Origin of the sequence: Kocuria sp. ZOR0020 (genome assembly GCF_000800955.1) — a bacterium.
Lineage (GTDB): Bacteria > Actinomycetota > Actinomycetes > Actinomycetales > Micrococcaceae > Kocuria > Kocuria subflava.
The window spans coordinates 1-1,415 of record NZ_JROX01000390.1 but is presented as its reverse complement, the minus strand read 5'-3'; the positions used below and the strand labels follow the sequence as shown (position 1 = coordinate 1,415).

Genomic DNA, 1,415 nt, shown 5'->3' with positions numbered 1-1,415 from the left:
GAGGCGATCTGTGAGTGTCTACCTGGCTGGTCCGGGACCGGCTGGTCAGGATGGTTCCGGTCGCGCTGAACAGCGTGTGACTCTCGAAGCAATTGGCCCGCTTCGGCGGTGCTCTTCCGTTGAATTGTCCACGCTGGGAAGCGCGGCCGGCACCGTCCGGCCCACCTCGGTGACCTGATCAGGAGACTGTCCGACCCCATCTAGATTCACGGGGTCGTGGCCCATCACAGATATGCCCCGACGTGACCTCTACCCGGGCCGGTGCCAGCCGCTTGGCGACCGAGACATCACATCCCCGTCACGAGGAAGGAACGTCGATCACCATGTCGATCGTCGCGCACACCCGCCCATTCGTCATCGGCGTAGACGCCCACGCCCGAACCCATGCACTCGCCGTGCTGGCCTGCCCGACCGGAGAGGTCCTCGATGAGGCACAGTTCCCAGCGACGACTGCCGGCCTTGCCCGTGCCGTCGCCTGGGTCGCACGCCGCACCGGCGCGGACCTCGACGCGCTCTGGGTCATCGAGGGCATCGGCACCTACGGCGCCCGCCTGGCGCGTGCAGCTGCCGATGCTGGGTACGCCGTGGCCGAGGCACCACGGATGAACGCTCGCGCCAACCGCGGCGTGGGCAAGTCCGACCCCCTGGACGCTCGCCGGATCGCTCAAGCAGCCCTCCCGCTCGACCACACCCAGCTGCGTCTGCCGCGCACCGACGAGGGAGCCCGGGCCGCCCTGCGGATCCTGATCGCCTCCCGCGACCACATCACCAACGAGCGCACCGCCGCGATCAACGCCCTGATCGCGCTGCTGCGGGTCGTCGACCTGGGGATCGATGCCCGAGGCACCCTCAACACCGGCCGGATCAGCGAGATCGCCGCGTGGCGCGCCCGCGCCGAGGAGCTCTCCATCGGCGTCGCCCGCGCCGAGGCCGTCCGCCTCGCCAAGCGTGTCCGCACAGCCGACAGGGAGCTGGGCGACCTCACCCGCCAGATGACCGCCCTGTTGAACGAGAGCCCCGCCGCGGGCCTGCTGGACCAGCCGGGCATCGGACCCGTCACCGCCGCGATCGCCTACGCTGCGTGGTCGCACCCCGGCCGGATCCGCTCCGAAGCCGCCTTCGCCAGCCTGGCCGGCGTCAACCCCATCCCGGCCTCATCCGGCAACACCGTTCGACACCGCATCAACCGCGGCGGCGACCGACGCCTCAACCGCGCCCTGCACATGGCCGTCGTCACCCGCATGCGCATGGACCCCGAGACTCGCGCCTACGTCGACAAGCGCACCGCGCAGGGGCGCACCCCGCGCGAGATCCGCCGCTCGCTCAAGCGCTACCTCGCCCGTCAGATCTACAGGCAACTCAACGCCACGATCACACCTGCGGCGGCTGCTTGACATACATAGGAGATTCAACGG

General features: G+C 69.9%; 1 protein-coding gene. It reads left to right on the top strand.

Annotation, left to right across the window (positions count from 1 at the left end):
- Positions 1-323: 323 nt before the first annotated feature.
- Positions 324-1,394, top strand: a complete 1,071-nt coding sequence (locus L979_RS13935) for an IS110 family transposase (RefSeq protein WP_047692862.1) — start codon at positions 324-326, stop codon at positions 1,392-1,394.
- Positions 1,395-1,415: the final 21 nt, after the last annotated feature.

Bases quoted from the DNA above. Each gene is read 5' to 3' on its own strand.
- L979_RS13935 (WP_047692862.1), top strand. From the start codon at position 324: ATGTCGATCGTCGCGCACACCCGCCCATTCGTCATCGGCGTAGACGCC.